Consider the following 26,915-nt stretch of genomic DNA (forward strand, 5'->3'; position numbering starts at 1 on the left):
TCCATCTGGCCGGCTGGCGATGGCGCTTGTAGCGGACCATACCTGACATCCTGTGTCAGGTATGGTTTAAAGGATCATGCGCGCGAGCAGAATGCTGTCGATCCTCACCACCCTCCAGGCCAGGGGGCAGGTCACTGCGCCCGAGCTTGCGGAAGCCTGCGAGGTCTCGGTGCGCACGATCTATCGTGACATCGACGCACTCGCGGCGTCCGGCGTCCCTGTTTACGCCGACCGTGGCGCGGAGGGCGGCTATCGCCTGCTCGACGGTTATCGCGTGCGTTTGAACGGCCTGTCGCAGAACGAGGCGGAGGCTCTGTTCCTTGCGGGACTGCCGGGACCGGCCGCGGCGCTCGGGCTGGACGCGGCGATGATCGCCGCGCAGAACAAGCTGATGGCGGCACTTCCTGCCAACCTTCGCGAAGACGCCGGGCGGATGCAGGAGCGTTTTCACCTGGACGCGCCCGGCTGGTTCGGCGAGACGGAAGAACCCAAACATCTGCGCACCATCGCCGGCGCGGCTCTGCGCGGGACGCTGATCAAGATCCGCTACCAGAGCTGGCGCGCGGAGAAGCAGCGCCGCGTCGCACCGCTCGGGCTCGTGCTGAAGGGCGGCAGCTGGTATCTCGCCGGTCACGTCGACGGCAGCACGCGCACCTATCGCATCGCGCGCGTGCTGGACTGCACCGCGCTCGACGATCGCTTCGATCGTCCCGCCGCGTTCGATCTCGCCGCCTATTGGCAGGCCGCGACGCTTCGCCTCGAAGCCGAGATGCATCCTAGTATCGCGATCGTGCGGCTGTCGCCGTTCGGCGTCAAACTGCTCGACGCGCTGAGCCAGCCTTACGTCAAGGCGCGCACACAGATTGAAGAGACCACGGATGCCGACGGCTGGCGCATCGCGCGCGTGCCGACCGGCAAAACGTCATGGCACGCGGCATCCGAATTGTTGCGGCTGGGGTCCGAAGCCGAAGTGCTGGAGCCCGCCGATCTCCGCGAGAAGATGGCGGAGATGACGCAGGCGATGGCTGCGCGCTATCGCGCAGCGGCGCGAAAAGCCTGACAGCGGCGCATTTCACCGAAGCTCACGAAACATTCCTGAAACACGATTCCTGCCTCGCGCCCTGAACGCGTTCGCGTCTCAGCCCGACGGAGAAGCAGGGACACAACAACGGCCTTAGCGCCACACTGGAGAATGAAAATGTTTCGTAAGCTTGCTCTTGGTCTGATCGCCGCTGGTTCGCTCGGTGCTGCCGCTCTCGCGCCCACCGCGGCTTCGGCCCACGGCTTCCATCATCACTGGGGTCCCGGCTGGGGCTTTGGCGGCGTCTACGTCAACACCGGCGTCAGCAACTGCTACCAGGAGCGCGTCGTCCGGACCCGCCATGGTCTGCGCGTTCGCGTCGTGAATGTCTGCGCCTACGGGATCTACTGATATCTGATGCCCTCGACAAAGCTCCGGTCGCAGTGCGGCCGGAGTTTTGCATTGGGTTAACCAATCTGCCGATGCCGGCGAAACCAGGCCCAGGTCTCGCGCGTCGTCCTGATATAGCCGCGGCCGCGATGGACGATCTCGTCGTCGACGATCTCGTTCAGCTTCGGCAGCGCGTGAAACGGGATCGAGGGATAGGCGTGGTGCTCGACGTGGTAGGGCATATTCCACGCGAACCATTTGACGATCGCGCTGGTGTAGGTCGTGCGGGTGTTCTGGAAGGCGCTGCGGGTGCGGTCGCAGCCGGTGTGCTCGGCATAGAGATAGGGCCGCAGGAAGGACTGCCCGATCACGAGCGGGACGATCCAGACCCAGAGCAGCAACGCTGAGGAAAACCACAGCGAGAGCGCGAGCAGCAGCGCATAGAGCCCGGCATAGGCGCGCGCCTCGCGCACGATGACGGCGCGCTTGTTTTCGGGAATCCAGGGCACGGTGACCTTGCCGGTGACGGCGTGGCCGAGCATCAACCGGAGGCGGCCGGCGACCTGAAGCAGGCCGCTATAGGCGAGCGCGAGCTGCGTGTCGGATGTCGGCTTCACGCCGACAATCAGCTCCGGATCCTTGTCCGGATCCTGGGTGTAGCGGTGATGGTCCCAGTGAAACAGGCAGTAATATTCGTAAGGTTGTCCGATGATGAAGGCCGAGGGATAGCCGACCGCAAGGTTGAGGCCACGGCTTCTGAACGCGGTCTTGTGCGCGGTCTCGTGCAGCGCCATGAACAGGAAGGCGACGAAATAGCCCTGCACCGCCATCAGCGGCAGCGCCCATAACACGCCCCAGGCTGAAGAGACCTTCCAGACCAGCGCGCCGACCAGCACGACCAGGCCGTAATGGCTGAGACTTTTCGCGGCCCCCCTGAGATTGGAGCGCACCGACAATTCGCGCAGCATCGCCGGGCTCAGCGGCTTCAGGCGATGGCCGGGCTCTGAAACGGTCGCGTCAGTCATCATCGAAGGCTCGTCCTATTTGCTGAGAAGCTCTGCGACCTCGGCCTTGAGGAAGGCCTGGTCGCGCGGATTGTTGACGGGGTTGCCGGCGCGATGGCCGTGCAGCGACGGGATCGGATGCAGCACCGCCGATTTTGCGTTGACCAGCCTGCCGAGCTCGTCCTCGTTGTCGCGGACGTCGAAATAGCGGTCGGTCGCGCCCGGCATCAGCAGCATATGCGCCTTGATCGCGGCCAGCGCCCGATCGAGGTCGCCATCGAATGAAGCGCAACGACTGATGTCACCGCGCTGCCAGATCCCGGCCTGCGCGAGGAGATCGTTGGCATCACGCCGGGCAAAGGTCGCGTCCCAGTTGCGGACCAGATAATCCTCGAGCGAGGTGAAGCCCGCCTCGCGCCAGAGCTCGTCGCGATAGAAGCCGTGCGACATCGCCCAGCCGGCATAGACGCGCCCCATGGCGCGATAGCCGGCAACGGGCTTCTCGACGAATCGGCCGTCGCGGAAGGCGGGATCACCGGTCAGCGCAGCCTTCACGCTTTCGAGGAAGACGTAATTATAGGGCGCGCAGCGCGCACTGCCGCAGACCACTGCGGCCCGCGCGACCATGTCGGGATGCAGCGCCGCCCAATGATAGGTCTGCATGCCGCCCATCGACCAGCCATAGACCAGCGCGAGTTTTGAGATGCCGAAGCGCTCGGTCAGCAGCCGGTGCTGGATCGCGATGGCGTCGTGATAGGTGATTTGCGGGAATGGCGCCTCGCCGGAATTCGACGGCGAGGACGACAGGCCGTTGCCGAACAGGTTCGGGATGATGATGAAGTAGCGCGTTGGGTCGAGCACGCCATCGGGCCCGATCAGCCATTCCGTGTCGTAGTGTTGGGCGCTGAACGAGGTCGGGTAGAGGATAACGTTGTCCCTGGCCGGGCTGAGGGTGCCGTAGGTCTTGTAGGCGAGCTTCATCGCGGGGAAGACGGCGCCGGACTGAAGCGTGACGTCGCCGGCCTCAAAGATCTCGTAGTCGCGCTGCCCGGTCATGCGTCCAACTCCCGCTCACGCGGCCGCAGAATACGTCCGCCGAGACAACGATGCATTGTTCGTGCCGGACCGGCAAACGCATCGTTGCGTCGCGCTTAATATCTGTACTTATAGTACAGTTATTAGATCAGAACAAGGGGGTTTGGTCGTCACGCGTCAGGCGATGGCCGCGATGTATCGCTGCACGGACGCTGCGAATGCGGCCTTGGCGCCGGAGGCGATGTTGCGGCCCCACCAGGCGCCGTAGATGCGGTCAAAGGCGAGCGGCTCCACAGCGGCTGCGATCCGCCGCACCGCGGCGGCGTTGAGCGGCATGTAGTTCGGATAGGAGTACATGAAGCTGACGAAGCGGCGGTCCATCGCCACCTGCGCGATGTCGCCGGTGAGCAGCGCGCCCTTGCCCTCCGCACCGCGCGCATGGTGCAGCATGGTGGCGCCCGCGAAATGACCGCCGGTGCGCAGCAGCAGCACATCGTCGGCGATGCGCTGCTGATCGCCGGTCCAGTGCGCGATCGAGGGATGCGGACGCGTCACCCATTGGCGATCGTCGGCATGCAGATAGACCGGCACGCCGCCGAACGCCTCGCTCCAGTCGGCAAGCGCGCCATAGTAGTGTGGATGCGAGATCGCGATCGCCTTCAGCCCGCCGAACGAGCGCACATGCGCGATAGCTTCCGGCGTCGCCAGCGGGACGCAGTCCCACATCAGACAGCCGTCGCCGAGCGGCACCAACAGCGCGCGCTGGCCGATGGCGAAGCTCGGCTCGGACCCGATGCCGGTGAGGCCGAGATCATCCCGCCAGGCAAGGCGGTGCCGTTCCGCCAGCGCTTCGCGTGTGAGGAAGGTTTGGCCCTTCCAGTTCACGAACTGCCGCTCGTCCTCGCAGATCGAACAGGATGCGGGCGGTTTTTCGCTTTCAGGAAACTGGGCGCCGCAGGTTTCGCAGGTCCAGAGAGGCATGGCCGTGATCCAGAAGAAGGAGGGGACACCCGCGAGATGACGCCGTGGCCCTCCCATCGCAAGGGCGGAGGAACCAACCCGGCTAGCACATGTTACTTTCCAGTTCGCCCCGGCGCCAGTTGGCCGGTCATGTGAGCCCGTCTTGTCAGCCCTGCTTGTGCAAGACCATTTCCGCCGGCAGTCGCTCAACGCTGGCGGCCGCGTTCGGCGTCATCGCAATCGCCTGCGTGCTGATGATCCCCGCAAAGGCGATCGACAATCGCGCCTCGCGCGGCTGCAAGGAGAATGACCCCGAAGGCGCGCCGGATGCGTTCACCATGCTGCTCAAGCACCGGGCGCTGCTCGTGCTGGCGCTCGCGCTCGCGCTTTTTCATCTCGGCACACCGGGCTGCGGCACCAGGTCGCGGTCACAGCGCGTCATCGCGAGTGGCTTATCACGCAATCCGGCGCTTTTGCAGTTGCGGAGCACCGGCCTGACGATACAACCTGCCGTAATTCGCCAACTAATCTGCCCTTCCCGATCGATGATCCAGCCTCAACTCTCATTCGATGGCGACCCGAATGGCCAGGTCTATGAAAGATGGCGCGAGCAGTTTTGCCGCCAGGTCGCCGACGTCGATTTCGTTCCGATCGGGGAAGGACGCGTTCACCGGACCATTTCGCCGGCCATCCTTCCGCGTCTCCGACTCTCGGCCTCGTTCGGCACGCCGATGTCCTTCGTATCGCTGGGGACGAACGACGAATTGGTGATCACGATGTCGCCGAATTCGGCGCTGAGCGGGGCCATGGGACGACGTCCGCTGGAGGTCGCCGCCGGCGACGTCACGATCGGCGACCCCTCGATCAAGGGCGCCCATATCACCCAGACGACACACGGCAACTTCCAGACCGCGCTGCTGCCGCGCAAGGCGCTGCTGCGCGCGTGCCCGAATGCCGAGGATCTGATCGCGCAGTCGATCCCCGGCGCCAATCCGATCACGTCGATGTTCCTGCGATATTATGATCTCGCGCACACTTATGCCGACAAGCTCGCGCCCGCCGAGCTCGATGCGGTCTCGCAGCATTTGTTCGACCTCTCCGTGCTGATGATCGGAGCGCGCGGCGATGTCGCCGAGCAAGCTCGCATGCGCGGCCTTGCGGCGGCGCGTCTCGAAACCCTCAAATCCGACATCCTGGCCCAGCTCGACAACCCCGCGCTGTCGCTCACCGTCCTTTCAGCCGCGCACCGGATCAGCCCGCGCACGATTCAGTTGATGTTCGAGCAGGCCGGCATCACCTACAGCGGCTTCGTGCTGGAGCAACGGCTGCTGCGCGCCGAGCGGCTGCTTCGAAATCCAAACCTGCGCGCGCGCAAGATCATCGAGATCGCGCACCTCGCCGGCTTTCACGACGTCTCCTACTTCCACCGCGCGTTTCGCCGCCGCTTCGGACGGACGCCCGACGACGTCAGGAAGCTCTCTGGCGAGATGGGCTAAGGAAACTCAACCACGATCTTGCCGAAGTGACCGCCCTGCTGCATCAGCCGCAACGCGTCCGGCACGGCATCGAAGCCGAACGCACGGTCGATCACCGGCTTCATGCCATTGCGGCCGATCGCAGCCGTCATCCCCTCGAACATCCGACGGCTGCCGACTGACAAGCCGATGACGTGCAGGTTCTTGGAGAACAGGCTCGGTATCGCGATCTGCTGCGAGAAGCCGGTGAGCACGCCGATCACCAGAATGTTGCCACCGACCCTGATCGCCTCGAGCGACTGTGCAAAGGTATCCTTGCCGCCGACCTCGACGACGTGGTCGACGCCGCCGCCGGTCCAATCGGCCGCCGCCTTGCCCCATTCCGGCACCGAACGATAATTGATGGTGTGGTCGGCGCCGAGCGCCCTGGCGCGTTCGAGCTTCTCGTCGCTCGACGACGTCACGATCACGCTCGCGCCGGCGAGCTTTGCGAATTGCAGCGCGAAGATCGAGACACCGCCGGTGCCCTGCACCAGCACGGTGTCACCGGGTTTCACCCTGCCCTCCTCGAACAGCGCTCGCCACGCCGTGAGGCCGGCGCAGGGCAGCGTCGCCGCTTCCAGGAATGAAAGGTGCGATGGAATGCGACTGACGCCCTCGGCATCGAGCAGCATCACCTCCTGCAACACGCCCGGCCGCGTACCGCCGAGCGCATAGCGGCGGCTGGTCGCCGACACCTTCCCGTCGATCCAGGACTGGAAGAACATCGGACAGACGCGATCGCCAACCGCGACGCGGGCAACGCCGTCGCCGACCGCGATGACTTCGCCGGCACCATCCGAGAACGGGATCAGCGGCAATCGTGAGACGCCGCCCTTGCCCTGCACCGTGAGCAGATCACGATAGTTGAGCGATGCCGCCTTCATCCGCACCGCGACCTGACCCGGACCAGGCGCGGGCTCGGGCAGATCGGCCAGCTCCATCCCCTCGATCGACCAGTCGCGCGCGACCTGCCAGACCTTCATGGCGACCGCTCCGTGCTTACGTTCCAAAATTCTTCTGGATCGCCTTGTCGAGCGTCTCGCCGCCGACGAAGCGCTGGCGCAGCTCGCGCTTGAGCAGCTTGCCGCTCGGGTTCTTCGGCAGGCTGTCGACGAAGATCACGCGCTTGGGCACCTTGAAATGCGCCATCTGGCCGGCGCAATGCTTGATGACGGCGTCCTCATCCAGCGTCTCGCCGGTCTTGACCACGACGATCGCGGTCACCGCCTCGATCCAGCGCGGATCGGGCAGGCCGACCACGGCAACCTCGGAGACCGCAGGGATGCGGTAGACCATCTCCTCGACCTCGCGGCTGGCGACATTCTCGCCGCCGGTCTTGATCATGTCCTTGACGCGGTCGACCACGGTGATGTGGCCCTCGGCATCGACGGTGGCGAGATCGCCGGAGTGAAACCAGCCGCCGGTGAAGGCCGCCGCAGTCTTCACGGGGTCATTGTAATAGCCGGAGAGCAGATGCGGCGAGCGGTGCACGATCTCCCCGACCTCGCCGACTTTCACATCTTCCATCGCCGTGTTGACCACGCGCGTCTCGACATTGAGCACGGGCTTGCCGGCCGAGCCGGCCTTGCGCAGCTGGTCCTCGGGCCGCAGCACGGTCGCGAGCGGCGCGATCTCGGTCTGGCCGTAGAAATTCCAGAATTTGACGTTGGGCAGGCGGCGCTGCAGTTCGAGCAGCACCTCCACGGGCATGATCGAGGCGCCGTAGTAACCCTTCTGCAAGGTCGACAGATCGGTCTTGTCGAAATTCGGCGAGCGCAGCATCGCGATCCAGATCGTCGGCGGCGCGAAGAAGGACGTGATCTTGTGCGCCTGGATCAGCGCCAGGATATTGTCGGCGGTCGGCTTGCCCGTGATCACGCCGGAGGCGCCGAGATAGATCTGCGGCCCCAGGAAGACGTCGAGCTGGGCGCAGTGATAGAGCGGCAGCGCGTGCAGGAACTTGTCGTCCGCGCTCATGCCGCCGTCGATGATGCAGCTGACGTACTGCCACATCACGGCTTCATGGGTCAGCATCGCGCCCTTGGGCAGCGATTCCGTGCCGCTGGTGTAGACGATCTGTGCGAGATCGCGGCTGTCGACCGAGGCCTCCAGGAACGACCCGTCGGGGCTGAGGAGATCGTCGAAAGTGGTGATGTCCGCGGGCGACGTGGCCGGATCCTCGCCCGGCAGCCAGATCATCTTCTCGACCGCGCAATCCCTGGCGCTTGCGGCCTTTGCCGGCTCGACGAAATCGGGGCCGGTCGCAAGCAGCTTTGCGCCGGAGCTTTTCAGGATGAAATTGATCTCATCCGGGTTGAGCATGAAGTTGATCGGCACCAGCACCGCACCGATCCGCGCCAGCGCGAAGCGCAACGCCGCAAACGCGTGCGAATTGCGTGAGAGCACGGCAACGCGATCGCCCTTGCTGACGCCGAGACCGAGCAGGCCGCGTCCGAGCCGGTTGCAGATCGCGTCCATCTCGGCAAACGTCCAGCTCACATCGCCGCAGCTCACTGCAAGCTTGTTCGGCTCGCGCCCCGCCGAACGGCGCAAGAGGTCGCCGATGGAATGCTCGCGCGCTTTCGAGATGGTGGCCGCGATGTCGCCGGTCATGTGCTCCTCCGTGTGATGTCTTTATTTGTTGGATTTCTTGGCTGAAATCTTGCGTCTTCATCAGGCGCCTATCTGCGCCGGGCCGCCTGGGCGTGCTCCATGTACATGTGCTCGACCGACCGATCGAGCGAGGCGATTTTCTCGAAACCGCGCCGCCAGTCCTGCAAGTGCCGGCGCGTCCAGAGCACGCCCGCCTCGCGGTCGCGGCGGCGGATCGCGTCGATCAGATGGCGGTGCGCGGCGACGAGGCGTGGGCCCCCTTCGGCAACGCCGGTCACGATCATCTCTGTGGTCGGATAGAACAGTTGCGCCGCCGGCTCGCGTGCGAGCTGGAGCACGCGGTTCTGCGAGGCCTTGGCGACCAGCACGTGGAATTCGGCATCGCATTCGGCAAGCGTGGCGGGATCGCCGACCACGGCCTCGCTGCGCACGAGATTGTTGGTGAGCTCGGCGAGGTTCTCTTCGGTCGCGCGCTCCACCGCGCCTTCGATGCTCGCCACCTCCAGCGTCATCGAGGCCTCGTAGAGCTCGCGGAACGTCACCTCGTGCAGCACCAGTGCGCGGCTCAGGCGGCTTGCGAGCTTGGTGTAGCGCGGCAGGCAGGCGTGCAGACGGCGCGAGGAATCGCGGCTGATCAAGCCTCCCTCCTCCAGCACACGGATGCCTTCGCGAATGGTCGAGCGGTTGACGCCGAACTGGCGCACCAGATCATGCTCGGTGCCGATGGGATCGCCGGGCTTGATGCGCCCATTGACGATCTCGCGCTCGATGGCGTCGGCGACTTTCTGATAGGCCGGCGCGACATCGATCGGACGGAAGAGCGGCGAAATCGGCACGGTAGCCCCCAATGGCGATTGTCCGACAAACTATAGGATCGCCCCGAAGACGCGTCAAACTGCGTCATTCATGCCGCAGATGCAGCAAATTGACTCCTGGGGAACCTCCCTCTAACTTTGTCGGACAAAGGGACAGAATAGTCCCGTACAAGAGGAAACGTATCCATGAGACCTATCGCAGCACTCGTGTCTGCGGCCGGCTTGCTGTCGGCTGCCCTGATCGTCCCCGCCTCCGCCCAGCAGATCCCGCTCAAGATCGGCGTGCTCTCCGACTTCTCCTCGGTCTATTCCGACATCGGCGGCCAGGGGAATGTCGAAGCCACCAAGATGGCGATCGAGGATTTTGGCGGGCAGATGTTCGGCAAGCCGATCGAGATGGTCGCAGCCGACGTGCTCAACAAGCCCGACGTCGCCTCCACCATCGCGCGCAAATGGTGGGAGACCGAGGGTGTCGACATGATCATCGACCTGCCCACTTCCGCCACCGCGCTCGCGGTGATGGAGCTGTCGAAGCAGTACGAGAAGGTGATGATCGTGACCGATGCGGCAAGCTCCGACATCACCGGAAAATCCTGCTCGCCCTACACCGCGCACTGGACCTACGACACCTATTCCAACGCCCACACCGTCGGCAGCGCCATCGTCAAGAACGGCGGCGACAGCTGGTTCTTCCTCACCGCGGACTACGTGTTCGGTCATTCGATCGAGCGCGACACCGGCGATGTGGTAAAGGCAGCCGGCGGCAAGGTGCTCGGCAGCGTCAAGCATCCGCTCAACACGGCCGATTTCTCGTCATTCCTGCTTCAGGCCCAGGCCTCCAAGGCCAAGATCATCGGGCTCGCCAACGGCGGCGGCGACACCATCAACGCGATCAAGCAGGCCGGCGAGTTCGGCATCGTCGCCGGCGGCCAGAACCTGGCTGCGATCGTGATGTTCATCTCCGACGTGCACAGCCTGGGGCTCAAGCTCGCGCAGGGCCTGATCATCACCGAGGCCTACTACTGGGACCTCAATGACAAGACCCGCGCCTTCGGCAAGCGTTTCCAGGAGCGCATCAAGCGCATGCCGACGATGAACCAGGCCGCGACCTACAGCGCCACGCTGCACTACCTCAAGGCCGTGCAGGCCGCCGGCACCAAGGACACCAAGACCGTGATGGCCAAGATGCGCGAGCTGCCGGTGAAGGATGCCTTCACCGACAACGGCATCCTGCGCGAGGACGGCCGCATGGTGCACAGCATGTTCCTGTTCCAGGTGAAGAAGCCCGAGGAATCCAAGGGCCCGTGGGACTATTACAAGCTGCTCGCCGAAGTGCCGGCCGACCAGGCCTTCCGGCCGCTGAAGGACGGCGGCTGTCCGCTGGTGAAGTAACGCTGACGATGACGGACCTGCATCGCCGCGCGCGGTGCAGGTTCTCTAGCGCCGTCGCAAATCCGACGGGCTGTGGCCGAACTTCCTGCGGAACACCGTGCTGAAATAGGACGAACTGCTGAAGCCGAGCTGATAGGCGACCTCGGTGATCGACAGCGACCGCAGTTCCGGCCGCGTCAGCACGTCGTAGCAGCGCTGCAGCCGGCGATCCAAAATCCATTCGGACACCGAGACATCGGTGAGCCGGAAGAGATAGTGCAGATGCCTGAGCGAGACGCCATTGCTCTTCGCAATCTTCTCCAGCGACAGATCCGCATCGGTGAGGTGCGCCTCGATCCAGGCCTTGACCGAGCGCAGGCGGGCCTGCGCAGCGCTCGCATCCTCCGAGAATTCGTCCCGCTCGCCCATGTCGAGCGCGAGCGCCAACACGTCCATCAGCTCACCGCCCAATCGCGTTCTCGCGGTCTCGTCGAGCGGCGCGCCCTCCGCAGCGAGCGTCGCACAGAACTCGGCGGCAATCCGGCCAAGGCCGCGGCTCGTCGCCATCGTCGTCACGACCGGCAGCCGCCCCTCGCTGAAGCGCGCCGAGAATTCCGCGCGCGGAATCTCGAGATAGAGCGATCGCACCTTGCCGACGCATTCGAGATCATAGGCCTCGGAGGCCGAGAAGATCGCGCTCACGCCGGGATTCGACAGCAGGGTCTGGCCGGCCTGAAGCACGTTGACCCGGCCCTGCTGGACGAATTCGACGTAGTAGCAATCCTTGTCGAGTTTCGCGATGTGCCGCTCGCGGCGCGAGATGCGCTGCTCCGACAGCAGGACGTCGGTCATCGTCACCGCGCCGAACCGCGCCTCGCGGATGAAGCCGTGATAGTCGGACCGCTCCTCGGCATTCACGTCGACATGGACGTAGACGTCGCAGATCGCGCCTTGCCACGCGGCGTAGCGTTTGGACGGCTCCAGATCGTCTGTCGAAAACACCAGGTTCATCGTCCGCCCATCCGTTGCGCCGCCATGATGAACGTCGTTTGTGCATCGCACAAGCTGGCCACGCATCGAGATTCTAGAGGGCCGCCGCCTACACGCAAGACCGTTTGCGCGGAGAAGCAAAAGCTTTGCGCTCCGGAGCAAGCCGCGCTCCGGCATGTGGCCTATGAAGAACAAAAAGCAGTCCACAAAATAGGCGGGAAACGTTCGCTTGCGTCAGGTCCAGTCAACTGCTGCACAGCTTGCCGTGCCGCCCGAATGGCGATGCCCGTGAGCAGGGCCTTGTCATCGCAAATCACAACGCGGTTCACGCAGCCGGTCAAAACCATCGCCGATATCGAGGCGTTGGAGCAGCGGCCTTACGATTCGCTGGTCCCTTCTCGCAATCTGCTCGATCTCTTCGAAGCCACGGCGCACCAGCACCCCGATCGGCCCGCACTGACGGTGCTGACCAAAGGCTCGCGCGAGCCGGGCGACGCGACGCTGACGCACCGGCAATTGCTTGCGGAGATCATCCGCGCGGCCAATCTGTTCCGGTCGCACGGGATCGGCGAGAGCGGCGGGACCGCCGCGTTCCTCTGTCCGATCCTGCCGCCACTGTTCCCCGCATTGCTCGGCGCCCAGGTCGCGGGCGTCGCCAGCTCGATCAACTATCTCCTGAACGAAGACGCAATCGCCGACCTGCTCGAGGCGCAGAATGCGACTGTGCTGGTGATCCCGGCCGAAGCGGCCGATCGCGCGATCTGGGCCAAGGCGGCCAACGTCGCGAAGCGCGTCCCGTCGCTGAAGACCATTTTTGTGATGGGCGCGAACGGTCCGCTGCCTGGAGGATTTCTAAACTTCAATGAGACGGCCGCGAGCGCGCGCGGCACACTGGACTTCGCACCTTCGACCGATCGCAATGCCATCTGCGCCCTCTTCCACACCGGCGGGACCACCGGACGACCTAAGCTGGTTCGGCTGACACATGGCAACCAGATCCATGCGGCCTGGAGCTTTGCGCAGGTCCACGGACTGGATGAGCTGGATGCCGCCGTAAACGGTTTTCCGCTGTTTCACGTCGGCGGCACCATGACGCTCGGCCTGTCGATTCTCGCTGCCGGCGGTCATGTGATCATTCCCTCGCCGTACAGCCTCAGAAGTCCCGAAGCGATTCGCGACTATTGGCACACGGTGGAGCGGTTTCGCGCGACCATCGTGAGCGGAGTGCCGACGTCGATTGCCGCTCTTGCCGAGGTGCCGATCGGGTCCTCCGATGTCAGCACCGTTCGCATGGCGCTCACCGGCGGGGCCGTGGCTCCCAAGGCTGTCAGCGACAGGTTTCAGGCGCGGACCGGGATTACCCTGTTCGAGACTTACGGGATGACAGAAACCGCGGCCGCGATCGCTTTCAATCCCGGCCGCGGCACTCCCGTGCAAGGCAGCGTCGGCTTCAGGGCGCCGTTCGCAAAGACCAAAATCGTCGCTCTGGCAGATGCCGAACTGAAGACAGAGTGTCCGCCTCTCACGAGCGGTCTTGTCCTCGTGAGGGGACCGCAGGTGTTTCCCGGATACGTCGATCCCCAGCACAACAAGGGCGTGCTCACCGACGACCACTGGATCGTCACCGGCGACGTCGGCTATCTCACCTCGGATCAACGCCTCGTGCTGACGGGGCGCGAGAAGGACCTCATCGTACGAAGCGGTCACAACATCGACCCCGCCGCAATCGAGGACGTCGCGAACGCCTTCCCCGGTGTCCAGATGAGCTCGGCCGTCGGCATGCCCGACGCCTACGCGGGAGAGGTTCCAGTTCTCTTCGTGGTGCCCTCCCCCGGACAGACAATCGATCTGGCGCAATTGCGCGAGCATCTCGAACACAACGTCAATGAGCCTCCTGCGAGGCCAAAGCGCGTCGTCCTGCTCGAAGCTCTTCCGGTTACCGCCGTCGGGAAGATCTTCAAGCCCACGCTTCGCGATCTCGCCGTCCGGGAAAAGGTCAGGACCGAGATCGATCGCATCTTCGGCCCCGACACCGCGGCAGATATCCTCGTCGAGAAAGACGAGAAGCTCAACACAGTCGTCAGCATCTCGGTCCATTCCGGTGATCTGGATCGAACAAAGATGCTCGTCGAAAGCCTTGCAACGCTTCCACAAACCTATCGCATTGAGAACCGATCGTCCTGACGGTCGCGCAACAGCCGGGTCGAAGAAAGGCAAGACGGGGATGAAGCGCTTTCGTTTCAATCAGCAAGAGATCGTCTTCGCAGTCTTTGCGCTGCTGTTCCTTGTGTTTTCGATCTTCCTGCGCGGCTTTCTGACGGCGGACAACATGCTGACGCTGCTCCAGAACGTGGCAGTGCTCGGCATCCTCGGCCTTGCCATGGCAATCGTCGTGATCGGACGCGGCATCGACATCTCGCTGATCGCAGCCCTTGCGGTGCCGCCGGGACTGGTGCTCCAGATGGTGCAGAACGGTCATTCGCTACCGGCCTCGCTGCTGACCGCCGTCCTGCTCACGATTGCCTTTGGCCTCGTCAACGGCTGGCTGATCGCCTATGCCGAAGTCCCTTCGCTGTTTGCGACGCTGGCAACGGGCCTGTTGCTGGCAGGGCTCGGGCAGACAGCGCTGTTCCAGCTCGACGTCGTGCAATGGAGCCCGGGCATGGACGGCTTCGAGCGGCTCGGACAAGGCACCATTCTCGGCATTCCGACGTCGATCTGGATGTTCGCAATCGCCTGCATCGTGGTCGCGTTCCTGCTGCGCCAGACGCGCTGGGGCGCCTATATCTATGCGATCGGCGACAACCCCTACGCCGCGCGTGTCACCGGCATTCCCTCACGCCCGATCATCGTCCTGCAATATGTGATCACCGCCCTGATCGGCTGCTTTGCCGGCCTCGTGATGGCGGCATCCGTCAACTCGATGCCGACCCGCATCTTCAACTCGACGCTCATCTACGACGTCATCCTGGTCGTCGTGCTTGGCGGCATCGGGCTATCGGGCGGCCGTGGCGGCGTGCTCAACGTCGTCATCGGAACGCTCGTGATCGGAACGATGCTCAACGGCATGACCATCATGGACATCTCCTACGCCGGGCAGAATCTCATCAAGGGCGTGGTGCTGCTGCTCGCCGTCATTACGGATTCCTTCCTGAATCCGCGCAACGAGGAAACGGCACAACAGGGCGACATCTAAGCGATCCAACAAATAACGACAACCACAACCAAGGAGGAAGCAATGAAGCATTTCGGCAACCCGACCAAGGCAATTGTTGCCGCACTGGGTCTTGCGGCAATGACCGCGCCGGCCCTCGCCCAGCAGGGTCTGGACGAGCCGTTCCAGAAGCCGTTCAAGGAGGCACTGGCCGGCAAGACCGTGGCCTATGTGCCGGTCGCCATGAATTTCGACCTCACTGAGGGCTGGTATGCCGGACTGAAGAAGGAGCTCGAGCCGTTCGGCGTCAAGTTCGTGATCCGCGACGCCAACTGGAACACCAATGCCGGCGCGCAGGCCGTCACCTCGCTGATCTCGGAGAAGCCGGCGGTGATGGTGGTTCATAATCCGGACGTGCAGACTTACGCAAAACTGCTGCAGCGCGCCGAGAACGAAGGCATCTACGTCATCCAGATCAACATGGGCTCTGCCTATCGCAGCTCGGCCTTCGTCGGTGCCAATTGGGTCGAGATCGGCGAACGCCAAACCGAAGGCGTGGTCAAGGCCTGCGAGGGCAAGTCCAACAAGATCGCGATCATCCAGGGTGCGCTGTCGGCCGCCGCGAGCGCCTATACGCTGAAGGGCGTCGAGAACGTGCTCGCCAAGCATCCTGAAATCAAGGTGGTGTCGAGCCAGGCCGCCGATTGGGACGCCGCCAAGGCCAAGGCGATCACCCAAACGGTGCTGAAGCAGAATCCCGATCTCTGCGGCATCGTCGGCTTCTGGGATGGCATGGACATCGGCACCGCAGCAGCCGTGAAGGAAGCGGGCCTCACGGGCAAGGTGTTCGTGGCAACTTCCGGCGGCGGCGAGCGCAAGGGCGCCTGCGAACTGGTGAAGTCCGGCGCGTTCGATCTCAACATGAGCTACGACGTGCCGACCCAGGCCGCGCAGATGGCCGGCACCATCAAGTGGCTGCTGTCGTCGGGCATCAAGCCCGGCTCCGTCAAGGGCTCGGAATACACCACGCTGATTCCGATCACCAAGGAGAACGCCGATAGCCAGATGGCGTGCTGGAATCTCAGCGACCTCAAGAAATAATTGTCGCGACGCAAGACCCTGGCGTCCCGGACGATCTCACGTCCGGGACGTGGTCTCGAAACTTGCAAGGTCCCGGAATTCCGATGCGCGACACTCTGACAAGCCTGCGTTACCGCTACTGGCCCGATCATCTGCTCGGTGAAATCCTGTCCAAGCGATGGACCGAGACAGCTATCCCGGTCATCCTCCTCCTGATCGTCGGCCTCGCGCTCAGCCGGTCCATCGATAATTTCCTGTCGCCAGCGAGCCTTGCCGACACCGCGCGCCAGGCTGGAGAGATCGGCTTCATCGCGCTCGGGCTGGCGCTGGTGGTCATCGTCGGCGGCATCGACCTCTCCGTCGGTTCGATCTTCGCACTGACCGATTTCTGTGCCCTCTATCTGCTCGACGTGCTGGGCTGGCCGGTCCCGGCAGTGGTGGCGGCCACCCTGCTTTGCGGTGCGCTGCTCGGCGCCGTCAACGGCATCCTGATCGGATATTTGCGACTGCGGGCCTTCATCACCACGCTGATCACCCTGATCATCTACCGATCGGCCTACGATCTCCTGATCCAGCGCTACTCCAACGCGATCGCGTCGGCCTTCCCCGACATCCCGTCCTGGGATTTCATCGGCAGCGGCAGCATCTTCGGCATTCCGACCGTGGCGCTCGTCTATATCGTCATCGCCATCTTCGGCCATATCTTCATGACCCGGCTGCGCCCGGGCTGGCACATCACCGCGATCGGCGGCTCGCGTCGCTCGGCGTACAATTCCGGCATCCCCGTCCGCCGCACCATCGCGCTTTGCTACGTCGCAAGCGGCGTGCTGACCAGCATCGGCGCGCTGTTCTTCGCGTCGCGGCTCGGCACCGTCGGCGGCGACATCGGCGTTGGCCTGGAGGTGATCGTGCTGACCGCAACAGTGCTGGGCGGCATCACGCTCGGCGGCGGCAAGGGCTCGGTCGCCAAATCGGCGGTCGGGGTGCTGATCGTGCTCCTGATCACCAATGGCCTGACGACCATGAATGCACGTGGCGGCGTCAACCGGATGGCGCTTGCCGGCATCCTGCTCGTTGCTGCCATGGTCGACATCCGCTGGCAGAAGAACCGGACGCGCATCATCAGCAAGGTCTACGTGGCCCCCACCTATCACGCGCTGCCGCCACCGCCACCGACCGAGATCGGGCAAGGCGGCCCGTTCGAGCAGAACGACAAGCTGCGCAACGTCGAGTCGATCGGCCTCGGCCGCATCGAGGCGCCGGAGGACGTCATCCTCGACCGCCACGACAATCTCTATGCGGGTTCGCGCCACGGCGACATCATGCGCTTCCTCGCGCCCGACTATCAGAAGATGGAGGTGTTCGCCCATATCGGCGGCCAACCGCTCGGCATGGCCTTCGACCGCGAGGACAATCTCTACGTCTGCATCGGCGGCATGGGGCTCTACCGGATCAAGCCTGACGGCACGGTGGAAAAGGCGACCGATGAGACCAATCGCAGCATGCGCTCGGTCAACGACGACAGCCGCCTGCGGCTCGCCGACGACCTCGACATCACCGACGACGGACTGATCTTCTTCTCCGAGGCAACCGTGCGCTACGAGATGGACGAGTGGCCGATCGACGGCCTCGAGGCGCGCGGCAATGGCCGCATCATCTCCTACGACACCAAGACCGGCGTGACGCGCACCGAACTGCGCGGCCTCAAATTCCCCAACGGCATCTGCGTCGCCAGCGACGGCCAGTCGATTCTCTTCGCCGAAACCTTCGGCTGCTCGATCAAGCGCTATTGGTTCGCAGGGTCAAAGAAGGGCAAGGTCGAGGTCGTCATGGACAATCTGCCGGGCTACCCCGATAACATCAACCTCGCCTCCGACGGCAATTACTGGCTGGCGCTGGTCGGCATGCGCAGCCCCTCGCTCGACCTCGCCTGGAAGATGCCCGGCTTCCGGCGCCGCATGGGCAAGCGCGTACCGGTGGACGAATGGCTGTTCCCCAACATCAACACCGGCTGCGTGGTCAAGTTCAACGAGCAGGGCAAGATCGTCGAATCGTTCTGGGACCTGCGCGGCGAAAACCATCCGATGATCACCTCGATGCGCGAGCATCGCGGCTATCTCTATCTCGGCGGCATCCTGAACAACCGGATCGGCCGCTACAAGCTCGACAATGCCGATCCGAACTTCGTTCAGTACGACAAGCGATGGGGGAAGCAATCGTGATCGCGGCCGTCAGGGAGTTCGCCAACCGCTTTCTCGGGCGCGGCGACGCCACCATCACCGTACCGTCCTTCGACGGCGCGCTGAAGCCCAACCAGAAGCTGGAAGCTGCCGAAACCTTGCTGACATGCGAGGCGCCGGAGGATCTCGCCACCGACGGAAGCAACCTCTTCATCGCGGACGGCCAGCGGCTGTTGTCTGTGAATGACGGCACGGCATCGGAGGTCCGCACGTTCGAACGGCCCGTCTCTGCGCTATGTGCCCTTTCCGGCGGAGGCCTTGCGGTCGCGCTCGGGGGACGCGAGGTGCGGCTCTACGCAAGCCCCTCGGCCGGGCAGCCAAGCGTGACGTTTGCAGACAGCGCGTTCAATGCCGTCAACGCACTCGCGCTGGCAGACGACAACACGCTGATCGCAACGGACGGCTCAGCGACATGCGGCGTCGACGACTGGGCACGCGATTTGATGGAGATCAACCGGACCGGTCGCGTGTTCAGGCTGGATCCCGGCAACAAAATCGTGACACCGCTGGCCCAGGGGCTCGGCCATGCCTTCGGTACCTGCGCGCATGGCAATGGCGTGCTGGTCAGCGAGAGCTGGCGCCACCGGCTCGTCCTTGTTGCGCCGGGCGCACCGCCGCGGACCGTGCTTGCTCACTTGCCCGTCTATCCGTCGCGGCTGTCAAAGGCCTCGGGCGGCGGCTACTGGCTCACCGCCTTCACCGCGCGCACGCAGCTGATCGAGTTCGTGCTGCGCGAGCCAGCCTACCGCAAACGAATGATGGCCGAGATCGATCCGGCTTACTGGGTTGCCCCACGCCTGCGCTCGGGCTTCTCGTTCAAGGAGCCGATGCAGGGTGCACACATCAAGACCATGGGCGTGATCAAGCCGTGGGCGCCGCCGCGCTCCTATGGCCTCGTCATCCGACTCGATGCAGATGGCCAGCCGCTCTATTCGCTGCACAGCCGGGTCGACGGCGCCAATCATGGTATCGTTGCGGCGATCGAGATGGGCGGCGATCTCGTCCTGATCGCCAAGGGACCGGGCCGCGTGCTGCGACTGCCGCTGTCCGGCCTTGCCGAGGAGTTCCGCTCATGAGCGACATCGCACTCTCGCTGCGCAAGGCCACAAAACTTTACGCCGGCGTGCCCGCCATCGACGGGGTCGACTTCGACCTCCGCCGCGGCGAGATCCACGCGCTGGTCGGCGAGAACGGCGCCGGCAAATCGACACTGACCAAGGTGATGGCCGGCGTGGTGACACTGACGTCAGGGACCATGACGATCGACGGCGCCGACGTCGCACCACGGACACCGCTGGAGGCACGCAATCTCGGCATCGCCATGGTGTTCCAGGAAAACAGCCTGGTGCCGACCATGACTGTCGCGCAGAATCTGTTTCTCGGTCAGGAGAAATTCTACAACCGTCTGCGCGGCATCTACATCGCTGCGCAGCAGTTCCTGCAATCACTCAATTTCGACGTCACGCCGACCGCCACCGTCGGCGGCCTCGGCGCCGCCAAGAAGCAGATGGTGGAGATCGCGCGCGCGGTTTTGCACCGCGCCAAGGTCATTATCTTCGACGAGCCGACGGCGTCGCTGACGCCGGAAGAGAAGAAATACTTCTTTGACCTCGTCCGCGACCTCAAGAAGCGCGGGGTCTCGATCGTCTTCATCTCGCACGCCCTGGAAGAAGCTTTGCTGCTCGCCGACCGCATCACGGTTCTGCGCGACGGCAAGCACGTCGTAACGGACGATGCCACCAAATTCGATCGCGCGGCGATCGTGCAGGCCATGGTCGGGCGCGACCTCTCCAACACGCTCTACGGTGCGCGAAAGAGCAGCGTGCGGCCGCCCGGCGCGCGCGTGCTCACCGTGCAGAACCTGAAGATGGCGCCGATGGTGAAGAATAATTCCTTGTCGGTATTCGCGGGACAGATCACCGGCGTGTTCGGCCTCGTCGGGGCCGGCCGCACCGAAACGTTCAAGATCGTCTCCGGCGTGCTGAAGCGCGACTTCTTCCATGGCGGTGAGATCCTGCTGCACGACAAGCCGGTGCGCTACCGGGTGCCGGCGCCGGCGGTGCAGGCCGGCATCGCCTATGTGACTGAAGACCGCAAGGTCGAAGGCTTCTTCGAGACGTCCTCGATCGCACGCAACATCTATCTCGGCCTTCTGTCGAAATTTCCCAAGGGCCGCATGATGCTGTCGCGGCGAGAGAACGAGGCGATCGGCAGGACCTGGATCGAACGGCTCAAGGTTCGCGCGATCGGCAACGACGGCAAGGTGGTCGAGCTTTCCGGCGGCAATCAGCAGAAGGTCGTGATCGCCAAATCGCTGGTTCAGGAGCCCGATCTGATCATCTTCGACGAACCCACGCGCGGCGTCGACGTCGGCGCCATCGTCGAGATCCACGAGTTGATCAACCAGCTCGCCGACGAGGGCAAGGCGGTCGTGGTCATCTCATCCTACCTGCCCGAGATCATGGCGCTCTCCGACCGCATCCTGGTCTCGCGCCAGGGCAAGGTCGTGGAGGAATTCTCCGCATTGGAGGCGACCGAGGAGAGGATCATGTACGCCGCGATCCACTGAGCATGACGGTCTACGGCTTGTGCGCTTTCTGGCGCAGCGCCTCGATGAGGCGCAGCTTTAGTTCATCTGCGGCCTTCTGGCTGACGTCCTGGCCGATCTGCGCGCTCGCCTGCGCCAGCGCATCGGACTTTTCCATAAACTTCCGGCCAGCAGGCTGGGCATAGAACGCCTCGATCTGGCGCAGCTCGTCGACGGTGAAGTTTTGGGCATAGAGCGCGGCGATCTGGTCGATCATCGAGGCAAAGAACGGCGCGTAGATGTCGGAGCCCGGCGCCGTCATTGCGTCATAATCGCGCTCGATCTCAGGCCGGTCCTGTGCGACCACGGGTCTCAGCTTGAGCAGGAGCTGCGGGAGCGCCGCGCGATACTGATCTGCGATCTTCAGCGTGGCGACGAGTTTTCGTGCAGCATCCATCGCCTCGGGCGACGGCCCTTGCGCCGACGCGTTGCAGACAAGGAGCAGGAGGGCGCCGGCAATCGTCAACAAAAATCTCGACATGCATCTCTCCCGAAAAATCGTCCCGGCGACGCGATGTGCTCTCAGCGGCGAGCCGGAGCCGCGCCGATGATCGTTACCGGCGCGCCTTCGCCGGCGGCCTCCCGCTCGTCGTCGACATCCGTCACCTTGACGAAGAGGCTGGGCACCCGCTCGGCGCGGTTGAGCAGCCACGCCGCCCCGAACATGATGACGAAGCCGGCGAATGAGACGGCGAGTTGCTCCCAGACGCCCCTGGTGAATTGCATCAGGATCCAATGCGCCGAGAACGACAGGAACACGCTGAGGCAAAAGATCGGCAGCGAATGCTGGCCGCAGAGGATGACCGGGTGCACCCATTTCGAATGCAACGCCTTCCAGTGGCGCGGGATGAAATAGATCACCCAGACCGCCAGCGCCAGAAAGTGCGTGAAGCGCAGCATGTCGAGATCGGTCTTGTCGATCGGGTAGATCGCCTTGATCATCCATTTCGGGATCAGCGCCTCGAGCGCAGGGATGTGCCAGGTCATCACGATCAGCAGCGCGAAGGCGAGCCAGGCCGCGGCCAGCGTCATCGCCGCCTTCGACCACACCCATGTTGCGATCTTGTCGATCTGGCCGACGCCACACCAGGCGGCGAACACGAACATCAGCTGCCAGCAGAACGGATTGAAGTACCAGGTCGTGCCCGGCGGATAGGAGGCGATGTTCCAGTCGAACCGGCGCGCCAACACATACAACACCACGGAGGCCGCCAGCGTCAGGTTCGGCCGGCGCACCAGGCCCCACACGATGAAGGGCGCGGCGAGCACCAGCGTGATGTAGAGCGGTAGCACGTCGAGATTGACCGGTTTGTAGCGCAGCGAGAGCGCCTGACCTATCAGGATGTCTGGATGGTCGAGAAAATTGTGAACGTTGAACTCGTCCGCATACATCGGGTTGTCGAACCTCCTGACCGTGCGCGCGATCTGCGCAGTGAACAGCAGGAACAGCATGATGTGGGCAACGTACATCTCGCCCGCGCGCCGCCACAGCCGCTTCAGCGCGGCGAGAAACCAGCCGCCGGCGACAATCGGCCCGTAGATCCAGCCGACCAGATAGCCGGAGATGAAGACGAAGAACTCGGCGGCGTCACTGAAGCCGTAGTTGCGCAAGGTCAGCCAGGCCACAACGTCGTGCGGGATGTGATCGAGGAAGATCATCCACAACCCGACGCCGCGGAAGAGATCGAGCCGCAAATCGCGCTCGACCGGCGCCAACAAAGCTGACTGGTCCCGTGTGATCATGGCCCCGCCTCGTCCGGTGAGCGTCGCGCCGCCGCAGAATCGGATGCTAAAAACTGTAAATCAAAAGTCACCTGACCCTGCGGCTAGTGCCGACGGTAGCCGACCTTGGCGTCCGTGCAAGGGGCTTCGTCATCGGGGCGCACAGACCGCGTCCGGCAAGTCATGAGACCTTGAACGGCGCCGGCTGGAGGTGGTGGTCCTCCCTCTAAAATGTCGAAAACAACCCCATGCACAGTAGAGACGGTCTCTTAAGTCCTTGCTTTGCCTGCGAAACTCAAACGGCCCGTCGGGCAAAAAATCAGCCCGGCGGTACGATCGCACGCCAGGGAGGGAGCAGGGTCAGGTCAGCTCGCCGCCCCGGGCAAGCATCTCGGTCAGCATCGCCTCGGCCTTGTGCTGGAGCGGCAGCGCGCCGCTCTCGGAGGCGATCGCGATGGCCGCGCGCAAGGCGACGATGATCGCGGCCTTGTTCGCCGCATCCGTCGGCGGCGTCACCACGGCCTCGCCGAACAGGGCCTCGGCCTCGAGGCCGGAGAACCCCTGCTGGCGGGCGGTGTTGCGCGCCTCGCGCAGCATGTTCTGCGCGGCCTGGACATCGCCGAGGCGCCAGGTGGCGAGCGCAAGGTAGATCGAGCTGCGCAGCACCGCCGAGGTATAGCCGACCGCCTTCGCCTCCTCGCGCGCCTCGGCCAGCATGCCGCGCGCCCGGTCGAACAGCCCCTGCTCCAGATAGGCCATGCCGAGGTGACAGGCGAGCACCGGCACGAACAGCCGGATGCCGTGCTTCTGCGCCAGCACAAAACCGTCTTCGAGAATGGCAGCGGCCGCGGCCGGCTCGTTGCGCCCGAGCATCAGCCAGCCGCCGCTATAGGCGGCGGCGACGCGGTCGTAGGGGCGGTTGGTCTCTTCCGCGATCGCCGAAGCTTGTTGCTGGAACTGCTCGGCGGCGGCGAGTTCGCCCATGACGGTGTGGGTGAAGCTCTTCATCATGCAGCAGAGGAGCAGTGTGTATTTTGGGGGAGTCGCAAACGGCGCGCTCGCTTCGGGTCCCATGAGATTAGCGCGGCCTTGCGCCAACATCTGCTCCGCTTCGCGATATCGACCGGCGAGAAAATAGGCCTGTCCCAGATTGTATTGTGCAAGGTTGCGCCAACCCGGGTTGCCTGACTTCTCGGCGAGGCCAACGACCTCCTGGCCGAGCGCAACCGCTTCAGTTGGCGTTCCGTAGAAATTCTGTCCACCCGCCATGACGGTCATGGCGGCGACCTTTCTTCCGATGTCGTCAATTCCACTAGCCCGGCGTTCGGCCTCTTTTCCGAGATCGATCCACTCGGCAACCTGACCAGACCAGATGAATGCCATTCGCGCCTCCATCCGGAGGTCAATTGCATCTGCCTCCCGCGAGAGAGTCATCGGCATCTTGTCGAGCGAACTCATAGCGATCCCGAAATAGTCGACCGCATCGGCATACGCCGAGCGCACAAGACATTTCTGCGCGGCACCTCTCCCGTACCCGAACGCTTTCAGCCAATCCTTCGCGCGCATCGCGTGGTAGCAAAGCGTGTCAGGACCGTCGCTCCATGTCTCGTCGCTTTCGAAGGCCGCAAGTATTCGCCCATGTATATTCTCGCGCACCTTTTCGACCATCGACTCGTAGGTCACTTGGCGGACCATCTCGTGCTGGAACTCGATCGAGTCCTCAAGTTCACTATCGATCCTGACGAGGATCTCGGCTCGGTCGAGCGCTCCGAGGCAATCCTGGAGAATGTCTTCGGGCAGCGCGGCGACGTTCCTCAGCATCATCACGCTTGAGCGCGGCCCCAGCGCCGCCGCTATTTGGAGAACCGAGCGCTCCTGCCTTGAGACACGATCGAGCCGCGCCGCAATCACCCCCTGAATGCTGGTAGGGATGCCGAGCTCGTCAATAGGTCGAACGAGCGCAAGGTCACCCCACTGACCGCGAAGCGTGCCACTATCTTTCAGTCCACGGCAGACTTCCTCGAGAAATAGAGGAACGTTGGCAGTATGAGAGATGATCCGGTTCTTCAAATCGGTGTTCATCGCCGACGGTCCGAGCATATCGGCCAACATGGCCAATCCCGAATCGTCATCCAGGGGGCGCATTGCAATCACTTCCGCATGGCAGCGTGCGATCCACTCGGGCATGCCGTTCGGCCTGCTCGTGAGAAAAACTATCAGGTTGGGACTCTGTAACGACGCGATTGCAGCAACAACCGCATCGCTGGCTCGGTCGATCCAGTGCAGGTCCTCGATGAGAAGAACCGTACGCTGTTGAAAGGCCAGGCTTTGCACGATGGCGCAACTTGCATCGGAAATGGCACGCGCGCGCGCGTAAGGCTCCAGCTCACTCCAGCGATGATCCGCGACCGGAATATCCAATATGGAATCGATCGCGAGCTGATGGATTGCCGGCAACTCCTTTCGGATGTCGACCAGACTATCCGAATCTCTGGCGGCAACTTCGAAGATCGAAAGTATGGCGCGCTTGAGCGCGCTGAACGGCACGCCCTGAAGGTTCGGACTACACTCGGCGTCAATCAGCCGCCAGCCATCGGCCTTGAGCTCCTGGGCGAACTCATGCGCGAGCCGCGATTTTCCGATGCCTGCATCGCCGATCAGCAGGACCGTCTGCCGGCTTGCACTGGACCTCTCCGCGGCACGTGCCAAAAGGGCCCGCTCAGTCGTGCGATCGACAAACCGCGAAACGCTCCGCGCTCGTCGCACCCGCCAGCTTGAAAGGTCGCTCGCTCCGACGACACGGTAGACCGGCAGCGGCTCGTTGAAACCGCGCAGCACCTTGCGACCCAAGGCTTCGAATCGGACATGTCCATCCGCGAGTTTCTGGCAGGCCTCCGACACGTAGATCTGATTGGCCTCGGCCGCGGCCTCCAGCCTCGCGGCAAGATGCTGAGCGGCTCCTCCGATCTCGTAGACCTTGGAAAACTCGCTGGCGACCATATAGGCGACGACGTGCCCCGAATGGAGGCCGACCCGAACCTGAAGTCCGGGATCGCCAAGACTGCCGACCCGCCGGACAAGCTCGATGGCCGCATGGCAGGCCAGCGGAGCATGGTTGTCGTCGGCGATCGGGGCACCAAAGACAGCGGCCAAGCCGTCCCCCAACTCCTTGCTGACGATGCCGCCAAACTGGCGTACCGCGCCCCTCATGGCCGCCAGCGCTGGTTCCAGGCGTGAGACGGCCTCCTCCGGCTCCAATTCGGCAACAAGCCCTGTGGAGTCGATGACGTCGGCTCGGAGAATTGTCACAAACCGCCGCTCGCTGTCGGGATCAGCACGCCGACGTACCGCCGCCCCACACTTGGAGCACCAGCTATCGTCCGAATCAATCGCCGACTGGCACGCGAAGCAATGCATTCCTGCGCCTTCAAGGATCGCGGCGTCGCTGTCGTCCAGCGCCCGCGAGCAACTCGTGGTAAGAATACCTATCAAGAACCGCTTAGCAATCGGACTTGCCCATCGCCGTTAGCGGAGCACGGTGCGGTTGGCGATCTGGACGAAACACAGTCCTGAGTGGTAGCCTATGCAAATCCCAGCAAAGATGGGGCATATATTCGGCGAAGCCGGGTTGGCAAAACTAACCGGCGTCGCGGAGCTGTATGTATTTTCACAAAGCCAAGGACATATTGAGGGAAAAGACGATGGGGTCGAGAACTTACACCGGGGCTTCATTCAAAGATTTGATGAACGACAATTATTTCCCTCTGGAAAATATGCAGAGGAGCGTGGACATCCTCAAGGCGTCGTCGGACATCCACGTGCCGACCCTGGAGTACGGCCAGTACCATCTGATCCTGACGCCAGCGGACAAATGGCCGGACGGGAGCGCGGCGTACTGGCACAAGGAGAAGGGACGGGCTCGCGTCGACCTCACCACGCAGTTGAATACGGTCCCGCTGTCCAAGGACGAGCCCGGCGTGATCCCGCTGACGCGATGCGCGCTGCTCGATGCCTGCGTGCGGAAGTGCTTCAATTCCGAGCCGCCGATCCCGATGAAGACGAACATCATCACCCACGCGGCGAGCGACGCCTATGCCGACCGGCACGAAATCCGGCTGGAGTGGGAATACGACAACGGCGAGGACCAGGCGCCGACGCTGCTCCACCTGACGATGGTCTGTCCGTACCGACCCTGATTCCGAGCGGGAGCAGCGCGGAGGCTTCCGCACCAATCTAAGATGGTCCGTCGTCGCCACAGCATGCGTTGCACGACGGACCAATCATGCCCCGCCCGCTCCGCTCGAAGGCCGCGTTGCACTGTCTCGCGGCCGCGCCCCGTCACGGGCCTGTCGCACGAAGATGATCCGCTACCTGCCAGTGCGCGTGCGAGTCGCCTGCTTGAGGCGACCGCCGCGT

21 protein-coding genes are annotated in these 26,915 nt (G+C 63.7%); 11 read left to right on the plus strand and 10 right to left on the minus strand.

What is annotated here, in order from left to right:
- Positions 1–76: 76 nt before the first annotated feature.
- The gene (locus ABIB95_RS30035; RefSeq protein WP_354244657.1) at positions 77–1,060 is read left to right on the plus strand and encodes a helix-turn-helix transcriptional regulator; all 984 of its coding nucleotides are present in this window, start codon (positions 77–79) and stop codon (positions 1,058–1,060) included.
- Positions 1,061–1,198: 138 nt separating this feature from the next.
- Positions 1,199–1,432, plus strand: coding sequence for a hypothetical protein (locus tag ABIB95_RS30040; RefSeq protein WP_014498305.1), 234 nt, complete (start codon positions 1,199–1,201; stop codon positions 1,430–1,432).
- 56 nt (positions 1,433–1,488) lie between these two features.
- On the opposite strand, the gene ABIB95_RS30045 is transcribed toward ABIB95_RS30040, so the two are convergent.
- The 3 genes from ABIB95_RS30045 to ABIB95_RS30055 form a co-directional block, all read right to left on the minus strand.
- Positions 1,489–2,436, minus strand: a complete 948-nt coding sequence (locus tag ABIB95_RS30045; protein WP_354244894.1) for a fatty acid desaturase — start codon at positions 2,434–2,436, stop codon at positions 1,489–1,491.
- Between the two features lie 15 nt (positions 2,437–2,451).
- Complete coding sequence (locus ABIB95_RS30050) at positions 2,452–3,471, minus strand: alpha/beta fold hydrolase (protein WP_354244659.1); 1,020 nt, start codon at positions 3,469–3,471, stop codon at positions 2,452–2,454.
- 156 nt (positions 3,472–3,627) lie between these two features.
- The gene (locus tag ABIB95_RS30055; protein ID WP_354244662.1) at positions 3,628–4,431 is read right to left on the minus strand and encodes an MBL fold metallo-hydrolase; all 804 of its coding nucleotides are present in this window, start codon (positions 4,429–4,431) and stop codon (positions 3,628–3,630) included.
- A 155-nt stretch (positions 4,432–4,586) separates the two neighbouring features.
- On the opposite strand from ABIB95_RS30055, the gene ABIB95_RS30060 reads away from it, so the two are divergent.
- Positions 4,587–5,906, plus strand: coding sequence for a helix-turn-helix transcriptional regulator (locus ABIB95_RS30060; RefSeq protein WP_354244665.1), 1,320 nt, complete (start codon positions 4,587–4,589; stop codon positions 5,904–5,906).
- Here ABIB95_RS30060 and ABIB95_RS30065 read toward each other — a convergent pair.
- The 3 genes from ABIB95_RS30065 to ABIB95_RS30075 all read right to left on the minus strand — a co-directional run bounded on the left by ABIB95_RS30065 (position 5,903) and on the right by ABIB95_RS30075 (position 9,376).
- Positions 5,903–6,910: a zinc-dependent alcohol dehydrogenase family protein gene (locus ABIB95_RS30065; RefSeq protein ID WP_354244668.1), complete on the minus strand. Its 1,008-nt coding sequence runs from the start codon at positions 6,908–6,910 to the stop codon at positions 5,903–5,905. The genes ABIB95_RS30060 and ABIB95_RS30065 overlap by 4 nt on opposite strands.
- A 16-nt stretch (positions 6,911–6,926) precedes the next feature.
- The gene (locus tag ABIB95_RS30070; protein WP_354244671.1) at positions 6,927–8,540 is read right to left on the minus strand and encodes an acyl-CoA synthetase; all 1,614 of its coding nucleotides are present in this window, start codon (positions 8,538–8,540) and stop codon (positions 6,927–6,929) included.
- Positions 8,541–8,608: 68 nt separating this feature from the next.
- Positions 8,609–9,376, minus strand: a complete 768-nt coding sequence (locus tag ABIB95_RS30075) for a FadR/GntR family transcriptional regulator (RefSeq protein ID WP_071916762.1) — start codon at positions 9,374–9,376, stop codon at positions 8,609–8,611.
- Positions 9,377–9,541: 165 nt separating this feature from the next.
- On the opposite strand from ABIB95_RS30075, the gene ABIB95_RS30080 reads away from it, so the two are divergent.
- Complete coding sequence (locus ABIB95_RS30080) at positions 9,542–10,747, plus strand: ABC transporter substrate-binding protein (RefSeq protein WP_354244673.1); 1,206 nt, start codon at positions 9,542–9,544, stop codon at positions 10,745–10,747.
- 45 nt (positions 10,748–10,792) lie between these two features.
- On the opposite strand, the gene ABIB95_RS30085 is transcribed toward ABIB95_RS30080, so the two are convergent.
- Positions 10,793–11,737 carry a helix-turn-helix domain-containing protein gene (locus ABIB95_RS30085; RefSeq protein ID WP_028148873.1) on the minus strand — a complete coding sequence of 315 codons (945 nt, stop codon included), beginning with the start codon at positions 11,735–11,737 and terminating at the stop codon, positions 10,793–10,795.
- 279 nt (positions 11,738–12,016) lie between these two features.
- Here ABIB95_RS30085 and ABIB95_RS30090 point away from each other — a divergent pair, with 279 nt between their 5' ends.
- From ABIB95_RS30090 to ABIB95_RS30115, 6 genes are all read left to right on the plus strand, one after another.
- Positions 12,017–13,900 carry an AMP-binding protein gene (locus tag ABIB95_RS30090; RefSeq protein WP_354244676.1) on the plus strand — a complete coding sequence of 628 codons (1,884 nt, stop codon included), beginning with the start codon at positions 12,017–12,019 and terminating at the stop codon, positions 13,898–13,900.
- Positions 13,901–13,940: 40 nt separating this feature from the next.
- Entirely contained in the window at positions 13,941–14,912 is a 972-nt protein-coding gene (locus ABIB95_RS30095; RefSeq protein ID WP_166078254.1) for an ABC transporter permease, read from the plus strand.
- Between the two features lie 42 nt (positions 14,913–14,954).
- Positions 14,955–15,971 carry a sugar ABC transporter substrate-binding protein gene (locus ABIB95_RS30100; protein ID WP_028157321.1) on the plus strand — a complete coding sequence of 339 codons (1,017 nt, stop codon included), beginning with the start codon at positions 14,955–14,957 and terminating at the stop codon, positions 15,969–15,971.
- A gap of 83 nt (positions 15,972–16,054) precedes the next feature.
- Positions 16,055–18,172, plus strand: a complete 2,118-nt coding sequence (locus tag ABIB95_RS30105; RefSeq protein ID WP_354244680.1) for an ABC transporter permease subunit — start codon at positions 16,055–16,057, stop codon at positions 18,170–18,172.
- A complete protein-coding gene (locus tag ABIB95_RS30110) occupies positions 18,169–19,266 on the plus strand; it encodes a hypothetical protein (protein ID WP_354244683.1) in 1,098 nt (365 codons plus the stop codon). Before ABIB95_RS30105 ends, ABIB95_RS30110 begins: the two co-directional genes overlap by 4 nt.
- Entirely contained in the window at positions 19,263–20,759 is a 1,497-nt protein-coding gene (locus ABIB95_RS30115; protein WP_354244686.1) for a sugar ABC transporter ATP-binding protein, read from the plus strand. The genes ABIB95_RS30110 and ABIB95_RS30115 overlap by 4 nt, the downstream gene beginning before the upstream one ends.
- Before the next feature lie 10 nt (positions 20,760–20,769).
- Here ABIB95_RS30115 and ABIB95_RS30120 read toward each other — a convergent pair whose 3' ends face one another.
- From ABIB95_RS30120 to ABIB95_RS30130, 3 genes are all read right to left on the minus strand, one after another.
- Positions 20,770–21,258 (minus strand): DUF2059 domain-containing protein, encoded by a 489-nt coding sequence (locus ABIB95_RS30120; RefSeq protein ID WP_208088978.1) that lies wholly within the window; start codon positions 21,256–21,258, stop codon positions 20,770–20,772.
- Between the two features lie 41 nt (positions 21,259–21,299).
- Positions 21,300–22,520 carry an OpgC domain-containing protein gene (locus ABIB95_RS30125; RefSeq protein WP_354244689.1) on the minus strand — a complete coding sequence of 407 codons (1,221 nt, stop codon included), beginning with the start codon at positions 22,518–22,520 and terminating at the stop codon, positions 21,300–21,302.
- Between the two features lie 339 nt (positions 22,521–22,859).
- Entirely contained in the window at positions 22,860–25,916 is a 3,057-nt protein-coding gene (locus tag ABIB95_RS30130; protein ID WP_354244897.1) for an ATP-binding protein, read from the minus strand.
- 284 nt (positions 25,917–26,200) lie between these two features.
- On the opposite strand from ABIB95_RS30130, the gene ABIB95_RS30135 reads away from it, so the two are divergent.
- Positions 26,201–26,695 carry a hypothetical protein gene (locus ABIB95_RS30135; RefSeq protein ID WP_436856032.1) on the plus strand — a complete coding sequence of 165 codons (495 nt, stop codon included), beginning with the start codon at positions 26,201–26,203 and terminating at the stop codon, positions 26,693–26,695.
- Positions 26,696–26,915: the final 220 nt, after the last annotated feature.

The organism is Bradyrhizobium sp. LA2.1, from assembly GCF_040547725.1.
GTDB lineage: Bacteria > Pseudomonadota > Alphaproteobacteria > Rhizobiales > Xanthobacteraceae > Bradyrhizobium > Bradyrhizobium barranii.

Bases quoted from the DNA above. Each gene is read 5' to 3' on its own strand.
- ABIB95_RS30105 (WP_354244680.1), top strand. From the start codon at position 16,055: ATGCGCGACACTCTGACAAGCCTGCGTTACCGCTACTGGCCCGATCAT.
- ABIB95_RS30100 (WP_028157321.1), top strand. From the start codon at position 14,955: ATGAAGCATTTCGGCAACCCGACCAAGGCAATTGTTGCCGCACTGGGT.
- ABIB95_RS30115 (WP_354244686.1), top strand. From the start codon at position 19,263: ATGAGCGACATCGCACTCTCGCTGCGCAAGGCCACAAAACTTTACGCC.
- ABIB95_RS30055 (WP_354244662.1), bottom strand. From the start codon at position 4,431: ATGCCTCTCTGGACCTGCGAAACCTGCGGCGCCCAGTTTCCTGAAAGC.
- ABIB95_RS30040 (WP_014498305.1), top strand. From the start codon at position 1,199: ATGTTTCGTAAGCTTGCTCTTGGTCTGATCGCCGCTGGTTCGCTCGGT.
- ABIB95_RS30065 (WP_354244668.1), bottom strand. From the start codon at position 6,910: ATGAAGGTCTGGCAGGTCGCGCGCGACTGGTCGATCGAGGGGATGGAG.
- ABIB95_RS30085 (WP_028148873.1), bottom strand. From the start codon at position 11,737: ATGAACCTGGTGTTTTCGACAGACGATCTGGAGCCGTCCAAACGCTAC.
- ABIB95_RS30080 (WP_354244673.1), top strand. From the start codon at position 9,542: ATGAGACCTATCGCAGCACTCGTGTCTGCGGCCGGCTTGCTGTCGGCT.
- ABIB95_RS30035 (WP_354244657.1), top strand. From the start codon at position 77: ATGCGCGCGAGCAGAATGCTGTCGATCCTCACCACCCTCCAGGCCAGG.
- ABIB95_RS30130 (WP_354244897.1), bottom strand. From the start codon at position 25,916: ATGCATTGCTTCGCGTGCCAGTCGGCGATTGATTCGGACGATAGCTGG.
- ABIB95_RS30045 (WP_354244894.1), bottom strand. From the start codon at position 2,436: ATGACTGACGCGACCGTTTCAGAGCCCGGCCATCGCCTGAAGCCGCTG.
- ABIB95_RS30125 (WP_354244689.1), bottom strand. From the start codon at position 22,520: ATGATCACACGGGACCAGTCAGCTTTGTTGGCGCCGGTCGAGCGCGAT.
- ABIB95_RS30135 (WP_436856032.1), top strand. From the start codon at position 26,201: ATGGGGTCGAGAACTTACACCGGGGCTTCATTCAAAGATTTGATGAAC.
- ABIB95_RS30095 (WP_166078254.1), top strand. From the start codon at position 13,941: ATGAAGCGCTTTCGTTTCAATCAGCAAGAGATCGTCTTCGCAGTCTTT.
- ABIB95_RS30070 (WP_354244671.1), bottom strand. From the start codon at position 8,540: ATGACCGGCGACATCGCGGCCACCATCTCGAAAGCGCGCGAGCATTCC.
- ABIB95_RS30050 (WP_354244659.1), bottom strand. From the start codon at position 3,471: ATGACCGGGCAGCGCGACTACGAGATCTTTGAGGCCGGCGACGTCACG.
- ABIB95_RS30120 (WP_208088978.1), bottom strand. From the start codon at position 21,258: ATGTCGAGATTTTTGTTGACGATTGCCGGCGCCCTCCTGCTCCTTGTC.